Annotated in this window: 6 protein-coding genes and 1 pseudogene; 4 read left to right on the forward strand and 3 right to left on the reverse strand. The window is 57.3% G+C overall.

All coding sequences use genetic code 11. The annotated features are described in order from the left end of the window. The coding region (locus BLR85_RS27075; protein ID WP_244520899.1) for a phage integrase N-terminal SAM-like domain-containing protein at nucleotides 1-229 on the reverse strand (229 nt) is incomplete at its 3' end. Nucleotides 230-925: 696 nt separating this feature from the next. On the opposite strand from BLR85_RS27075, the gene BLR85_RS27080 reads away from it, so the two are divergent. Together BLR85_RS27080 and BLR85_RS28820 are read left to right on the forward strand one after the other, a co-directional pair. Beyond that, entirely contained in the window at nucleotides 926-2,074 is a 1,149-nt protein-coding gene (locus BLR85_RS27080; protein WP_093164729.1) for a glycosyltransferase, read from the forward strand. Nucleotides 2,075-2,118: 44 nt separating this feature from the next. Then, entirely contained in the window at nucleotides 2,119-2,436 is a 318-nt protein-coding gene (locus tag BLR85_RS28820) for a hypothetical protein (protein ID WP_139188581.1), read from the forward strand. Between the two features lie 302 nt (nucleotides 2,437-2,738). On the opposite strand, the gene BLR85_RS27085 is transcribed toward BLR85_RS28820, so the two are convergent. After that, nucleotides 2,739-4,067 (reverse strand): glycosyltransferase family 87 protein, encoded by a 1,329-nt coding sequence (locus tag BLR85_RS27085; RefSeq protein WP_093164732.1) that lies wholly within the window; start codon nucleotides 4,065-4,067, stop codon nucleotides 2,739-2,741. 932 nt (nucleotides 4,068-4,999) lie between these two features. On the opposite strand from BLR85_RS27085, the gene BLR85_RS27090 reads away from it, so the two are divergent. Both BLR85_RS27090 and BLR85_RS29405 read left to right on the forward strand, forming a co-directional pair. Next, the gene (locus BLR85_RS27090; protein ID WP_093164735.1) at nucleotides 5,000-6,640 is read left to right on the forward strand and encodes a winged helix-turn-helix domain-containing tetratricopeptide repeat protein; all 1,641 of its coding nucleotides are present in this window, start codon (nucleotides 5,000-5,002) and stop codon (nucleotides 6,638-6,640) included. A gap of 207 nt (nucleotides 6,641-6,847) precedes the next feature. Further along, nucleotides 6,848-7,021, forward strand: coding sequence for a hypothetical protein (locus BLR85_RS29405; protein ID WP_170844805.1), 174 nt, complete (start codon nucleotides 6,848-6,850; stop codon nucleotides 7,019-7,021). Nucleotides 7,022-7,522: 501 nt separating this feature from the next. Here BLR85_RS29405 and BLR85_RS30155 read toward each other — a convergent pair. Continuing rightward, nucleotides 7,523-7,637 (reverse strand): annotated as a pseudogene (locus BLR85_RS30155) (IS110 family transposase); the annotation flags it as partial.

A 7,637-nucleotide genomic window follows, 5' to 3' on the forward strand; every position in this document is an offset into this window, starting at 1 on the left:
TCTCGATCAAATGCTGCTGAAAGTGCTTCACGTCATCCGGCGATGCCGCCTCCGGAGATCGCCCGAGCCAGGTTGCAAATCGCTTGCAGGCCCGCAAGTGGCTGGTCTGCGAGGCAGGGCCGAGATTGCGCGCGGACATATCCGCCATCATCCGGGCGCGAAGCGGCGTGGTCGGTGTAGGATGCTGAATGGTCATGCGAAAACCCTCTGTCGATCGAGGCAAGATCACCTCGACCAACAGCACACACCCAGCATCAAAATCCGCGAAACAAATCCCAGTTCAGCGCAACGACAGCCACTCAGAGCCATTATCGCGAAGCGATTTAGTGCAAGGGCCGGTTGCGACAGTTGTGAAATCCGAGGCGAAGGTCCGGATTAGTAGCCACAACGGACCTTGCTCCTTAGGCCTCGATGTCTCCTTTGCGCAGTTCACTAACGTTCGAGCCGGCGCGGGAGGTCCGGTCGCCTCCGACCAGTATCGAAAGGTTTGTTTGCCGACCTTGCGGTCATTCTCTGCGGTGCAAGTTTTTCTGCCGTTTTCATTTGACAGTGGCCCTTGAAAATAAGGACCGGACGTTCGCGGCGCCCAACGCCAAGGACAGGTAAGTGGACAAAGTGTGCTTTCGCTATCGCAGTGCCAATGGCAGGTTTCAGGGGCTAGTCAAAAACAGTCGTTATTGCCGGAGACAGAGATGTATGGGTCTTGGCCGCTAGTGCAGCATTGGACTGAGGTCGGAGATCAACCTCAGAGAGATCCCAAAACGCGGCTCCTACTGTGCCGACGCGGTTGGACAACCGAGCATCCGGGGCCATCGCACCCTGACCGACTGAGCGACGAGACTCTTCCGAGACAGCGAAGCAGAATTCGTCTAGGCTTGAGCGATCGCCGAAACATCAAGGCTCAGCATTAGGTTAGGGATTTACCTTGCGCATTCTTGTCTCGACCAACAAGCTTTTGAGCCATTTCATGCCCATGGTGCCATTCGCGAAGGGATTGCAGGCAAGAGGTCACGAAGTAAGGGTCGCGGCTCTTCCCGATCTAGGCGACGATATCGCCAAGCACGGCTTCGGCCATCTGGTCCTGAAGGGGCCTAGCGATAAGGAACGGGAGGAAGTCAACAAACGCGCAATGAGCGTGCCGCGCGAAAAAGTCGGAAAGTTCTTCATGTCCGAGTTCTTCATGGGGGTTTTGGCACGAAACTTCTTGCCAGGATTGCTGGATGAATTGAACATCTGGCGCCCAGATCTCATCCTGCGCGAATCCACCGAATTCTCTGGGTTGATCGCAGCAGAAAAACTCGGCATCCGACATGCAAGGTTCGAGATTGTGAATGGTGAGTCCGAGGAATCCATCGCCACTAACTATACCAAGGAAATGGACGCGCTGCGATCCTTCGTTTCTTTGGAGCCTATCGGCGGCGGTTATCTAAGGAATGAACGAGCCTTTAGCGCTCATCCAAAGGTTCTGGACGATACCCCCCGCATCAATAGCCAGGAGCCCTTCCGTTTCAGGACTTTCGTACCGGCCACGGCCCCAACCACAGCGCCCCCCGAATGGCTGCCGCCCGGCGACAAGCCCTTGGTCTACATGACCTTTGGCACATTGGCCGCCGATGAGGAACACTCAAGGCATGTCTATGCTGCCAGCATCGAAGCGATTGCCGGTTTGCCGGTGTCGGTCCTTCTGACCACGGGAAAAAACGCGCCGCACGATCTTGTCCAGAGCGTACCAGATAATGTTACCGTCCGACAATTTGTTCCGCAGGCAGAAATATTCGAGCATGCAAAACTCATGGTCTGTCATGGCGGTTCAGGCACTGTCCTGGGGGGGCTGGCTTCCGGTGTGCCGATGATCGTGGTGCCTCTCTTCGCCGACCAACCCGATAATGCTCGATGCCTTGCATCGGCTGGGTTGTGCATCGCTGTTTCAGACGACGACGTGCCGTCACTTCGGGCTGCGATCACCGATGCATTGGAAAACCCCGAAATGCGCAGACGAGCAGGCCAGGCTGCCAGTGACTTTGCCGCATTGCCGACTGTCGAAGACGCACTCGACATTTTGGTTGGCGGTTAGTCCTCGGATCTACCGTAGCGCTCAATTGGGTCTGGCGAGGTCGGTTGTGTGACAAATACCCCCTGACCAAACCATCCGTTCAAAAACGGTTGCTTTGGTCTTTTCGTGCTCAAGCGCTGAAATCGCTAGAAAATATTTTCCAACAAACCCTTGGCGAAACTTCGCTTGATTTTTTCACGTTTTTGACCACTCAAGGGAAGCGGTCATTCGTTCACCTTGCAGCATTAGTCATTCTGGGGAAATTCGCTGCGCCGGGGAACTCGCGTCGCCGCAGTCGCGAAGAACTGGCGCGGATTTCAGCAATCGCGCTCGCTGCGGCTGTACGAGTCCGGAACATCCGCAACTTGCTCATTCGCCCCTGAAACATTGCTGCGGCTTGCCCGAATGCGGCTTTTCTCGTCGCGTTGTATTGTCGGTTTTCGCTGGATTGCTGCTATGATCTCTCTGCGAGCGCGCGCAGCGAATTCTCGATGGGTCGGCAGTGGGCACTTCACCGCCAATCGCTACGCTGACTTCAAACGGCGGCTTCCGGTTCACGGGACGATGCCGCACCTGCGAAGCAGTCACCCAACATCAACGGCAGGATTGCGCAGTTCACTGCCGTTCGCGCTGGCGCGGGAGGTCCGGTCGCCGCCGACCAGGATCGAAAGGTTAGTTTGCCGACTTAGCGGTCATCGGACGGAATGCTTCGAAGCCTGCGGTGAGCCCCTGTATTTTTGTTTCTTGTTCCGGATTTGGGATGAGTCCAACGGTGACTAAGTCCGAAGGCTGCAAGCAACAACAACATGGACACGAACCCAAAGAACGAGATCATGTCGCCGTCGAGAAATAATAGTTTCTGGTTGAACTGCAGCAAAGGAATCGAGACGAGTAAGGCAATGACGAGCAACAGCGCCGTCCCGGTGTGTCGGCCGTAGGTGCTTAGGAGAGACGGTGCAAAGGCCAGCGGCGCGATGAAATAGTAACACCATGCAAGAGGGCTCAGTAGCGCCAACGCGATGATCGTCGCTGGCCAGAGTGACTCATAGAGTGCCCCTTCGGAGATCGCTAGAGCGCGTAGGAAGCTCAGCGCGAGGCAAGCCAGAAGGGTCGTGCGGATTGCAAGCGACCAAACCAGCGGGCGAGACATTACATACCAGCCAGCATGGGCGTCGGGGTCCAAGCTAGTTGCCGTAACATAATTCATGCCGTCTTTTGGAAGCAACCACGCAAGAACTGTATCGAGGCCATAAGCTGCCGGCACTCGCATGACGGTATTGGCGACACCGGCGACTGCGTCCAAGAAAACCACATGGAGTGGCCAGCCGGCGAGGACTATCGAGGTCAGCCCCAAAGCGCAGCCGATTGACAAGAAGGCGAGAAAAGCCCGTGTTTGTCCCCGCGCCAGCAGGATCGGCGCGTAAAGCACCGGGTAAAGCTTGATCGCAGCGGCCAATGCGAGCGCGGCACCTGCGGCAATCTGGGCGTCGGCGCGGCTGCGCTCGATGGTCAGTAGCGTCAGGAAAGCGACGATGATCTGCGGTTGATTTTGTAGCACCGCGATTCCACCGATTGTGGTGCCGTAGTACAGAATCTGTCCAATGAAGATGAATTGCAACGCCGGCATCGGGCTTCGTAGCGCACGCCATGCAAGCCAACTGCAAGCAACCAAAAGCAGCGGGTTTAGCAGATTGAAGATCCGCTCGACGGTGTCAAAGTCTAGGAAAGCGGTGAGCGGAGCGATGAGTGCCGCCCATATTGGTGGGTAGAGATAGGGGAATATTTGCCCGTCATGTTCAAGTTCGGTCGCCATAACGATCCATTCCTTCGATGGCGGCTGCATCGTGAAAACTGGATCGGTGACAGGATAAACGAGATCAAGTCTCTCGCCGTAAAATGACTGCGCCGCGATCCACACAGCTAGCAGGTCCTCAGAAGCCCTCGACGCCAGAAGGAATGGTAACACAAGGGCGAAAGTCAGGATCGACAAGGCAAGAATGTGGTTACGACGCAAAAGATAACTCCGAGGAATGGTTGCGCGTTAACGCTAAGCCAACGCATGTAGGTGAATACTACCGTTTCTTGTATGCCGGCTGGATTATTCGGCATGTGTTGCGCTCAGATTATCTACGCCAATTACTCGCCAATATAATCCGATCGGCGTCCGCTCTGCGTTATTTGCGGTTGCAGCGGTCCTCACCAACGGAGGCCGCAAGGTCCCGCGTGGCCGTCATTCCAATTCGCAGCTACGAACGTCCGGTTCTCTACATAGCTTCTGGGCAACGCGTGGGAACGACAGTTGATGCCGCCCGTGCAGAGAACGGCGGCAACGTCGGCAAACTCGCCGTTCGATCCTGGTCGGCGGCGACCGGACCTCCCGCGCCAGCGCGAACGGCAGTGAACTGCGCTTTCCAGCCGTTCATGTCGTTCAGACATTCTGCCGTTGCAGCATTCTCTCGGACGTCGCTTTCGGCCCACTGCCGCCATTCATGCAAGCCGCGGCGAACGGCCGGAACGAGCCCTTTCTCCCGGATGCTGCGGTCAATACGAAAGGGGAGTTTGCCGACCTTCCGGACCTTCGCTGCGGTGGCAGTGTCCCTTGCTGATCTCGTCTGGAATCCTACCGCGCGGAGTAAAACTGGACCTTCGTCGTGAGCCGCGTAATGGTCCGCAGCGCGGACGAAGCGGACGGTGCAACCCCAACGATCAGTGGCAGCTTTCGATGTACAGCAGCTGCGGTGAAATGCGCCAAGGTTGAATACAGAAAGTCTGCTGCTCTGTGCTCCAAGGCCCTTTTTTACGGAGGGCTATTGCGTTTGGCACAGATGAAGGTTCGTTTGAGAGAGCATCAGGCACCGAAATATGCTAGGAAGCATCGGCACGTTCGTATCTATGATGCCAGACTGATACAGCGGTCAATCGAAGGCAGATCCGGGAGCGAAATTATTGTCATCCTTCCGCTTCGGCGATTTCCTCTTGGCGACGGGAGAGCGCAAGCTCACGCGCCACGGTATCGAATTGCCTCTCGGCGCCAGGGCTTTCGACATGCTGAGCTTCATGGTCGCAAACCGTCACCGCGTCCTGACCAAGGCGGAGATACTCGACGCCATCTGGCCGGACGTCTCGGTTGAGGAAAGTAACCTGACGGTCCATGTCTCGGCCCTGCGAAAGGTGCTCGGCTCCAAGGCGCTTGCGACGATACCTGGCCGGGGCTACCAGTTCGTGCTCCCTGTAGAGGAGCACGCGCTTGTCCCTGCCCCAGAAGGAGACAGGCGCCAAACCGCTTCACCCAAAGTTCTTGTACTCCCTTTCACCAACACCTCGAACGATCCCGATCAAGACTATTTCTCCGACGGGATCACCGAGGATGTCATTACCGATCTCTCCAAGGTAGCGGCCCTGTCTGTCGTTGCCCGAAGCACGGCCTTCACGTTCAAGGATCGCGCCGTCGATGTTGCGCAAACAGCGCGGGACATGAGCTTGACCCATGTTGTGGAGGGCAGTGTTCGAAAATCCGGCAGTCGAATTCGCATCAACGCCCAGCTTGTCGACGGCGCGACCGGGCATCCGATCTGGGCGGAGCGCTTCGACCGCGACCTGACTGACATCTTCGATCTTCAGGATCAGATTACCGAGGCCATCGTTGCCGCGCTCAAAGTCAGGCTTGTCCCGGCCGAGCGCGTGGCAATCCAGTCGCGTCCAACCGACAACCCCGAAGCCTATGAACTCTATCTCCAGGCGCGCTACCACCACACACGTCTGGACAGGCGCAACTTCGAGATTGCCGCCCGCCTCGCTCAACAGGCGCTCGATATCGACCCCGATTTTGGCCTGGCATGGGCGCTTCTGGCCATCAGTCGGACGGGGCTTTATGGTCTTTCGGGCTCGACCGAACATGGCCTGCAGGCAGCCGAGCGCGCACTCGCTCTTAATCCCGACCTTGCAGAGGCGCTTGCGGCAAAGGCCTTCGTCCTGGCCGGCCTTGGTCGCTTCGACGAGGCTTTCGAGCTTCACGAACGCTCGCTTCAACTCGACCCGAATTCTTACGATGTTCGCTTTCTATACGGGCGAACGTGTTTCCAGACCGGTCGGCACGAGGAAGCCATTTTGCACTGGGAACGCGCAACCGAACTCTCAGAAGCGGATTTGGCGGCCACCTCCCACGTCGCCATGTGCTACAGGGCAACAGGCCGGCATGAGAAGGTGCTGGACACAGCCCGCCGCACGCTTATTCGGGCGGAACGCGTGCTTTCAGAGAACGCGTCGGATTCCTATGCATTGATCAGCGGTGTCAATGCCCTTGCGAAACTGGGCGAAACCGAACGCACCAAGCAATGGGCTGTGCGGGTCAAGGCCGTTGATCCCGGTGATCCAAGCATCGACTACAACATCGCTTGCGCAATGGCATTGCTCGGTGAAACAGAGGCCGCACTGGATACGCTCGAAGCCTGCCTGCCGCGGGTCGACCCAGTCACTTTTTCTGTCTGGGTTGGACGGGACAACGACCTCGACACCCTGCGCGATCTCCCTCGCTTTCAGCGCCTCGTTCGCGATCTTGATGCGCGTGCGGCTGCCGCAAGGGCGTAGCCACGCGAACTAGCCTTGTGGGTTCGGGCCATCGCCTTATCTGGTTGCCATCAACTCCTGGGCGTCATCAGGCAATCTGCCGGCCTTTCGGAACGTTTCCGAAGTTTTCGGAAGGGTTAGGGCTGTTTCAGGACATCCAACCTTCTGGCTGCCAACCTGGCTTCATAAACCGGCCATTCCGGCGGGTTCTTCAGAAGGATACCAGACATGACCGATCTTTCGGCACCGCTACAGACCCAAGCGCCGACCTCGCCACTCGCACGCGCCCTGCGCCTTCCGTTGACACTCGTGAAGTCTCTCTTCTGGCCACGCCCCAACTCCCGTGTCGACCTTCGCTACGCCAATGAGCATTTCCTCAGAGACATTGGCTTGCGCCGCTGAAATGACGCCGCGGCCATTTCTGCGATCGAAAGGTCATTGCAATCGATGCAGCGAGGCGATCGCCAATTGCCCTGCTGTTTCGAAAGCGCTGTAGGGCTGAAATTTCGGACGCTATTTGGTCAGTTGCTCGAAACCGGGCATTCGCTATGAGACTGAAAATCGCCAAGAACGGGCTCGCCACTGCCGTTCGCCGCAGCGGGCACGAACGTCAGCTTCCGGTTCATGGGATGATGCTGCATCGGCGAAGCGCCCACATGCGCGAGCGGCTTGTGTGGATGGCTCCTGCATTGCAAGAGATTTCTGTGGTCGCGATGGTCTGTCAGTACAGTCGTGTGTCCGGCCTGTTAGTGTGGCGGTTGCCACTGGCCTTGATGAGTTCCGCAAGTAAGGTTCCAATCGGCTTAACGACCTCGAGGGCCATGCCGTTCGACGGAGTGTCCTTACTTTTGGTTGACTTCATTTCGCATCATCACATCAAGCGTCTTGCATCTCTTGGCAGCATCAGGCGATTGGCTGCCGGTATTCTTCTCGTTTTGTCAGTATTGCCCAGATGATCCGGGCGGACTTGTTGGCCATGGCTACAGTAGCGAGCCTGAAGGGTTTCTCGGCGAGCACT

This window comes from Aliiruegeria lutimaris, assembly GCF_900099935.1.
Taxonomy (GTDB): domain Bacteria; phylum Pseudomonadota; class Alphaproteobacteria; order Rhodobacterales; family Rhodobacteraceae; genus Tropicimonas; species Tropicimonas lutimaris.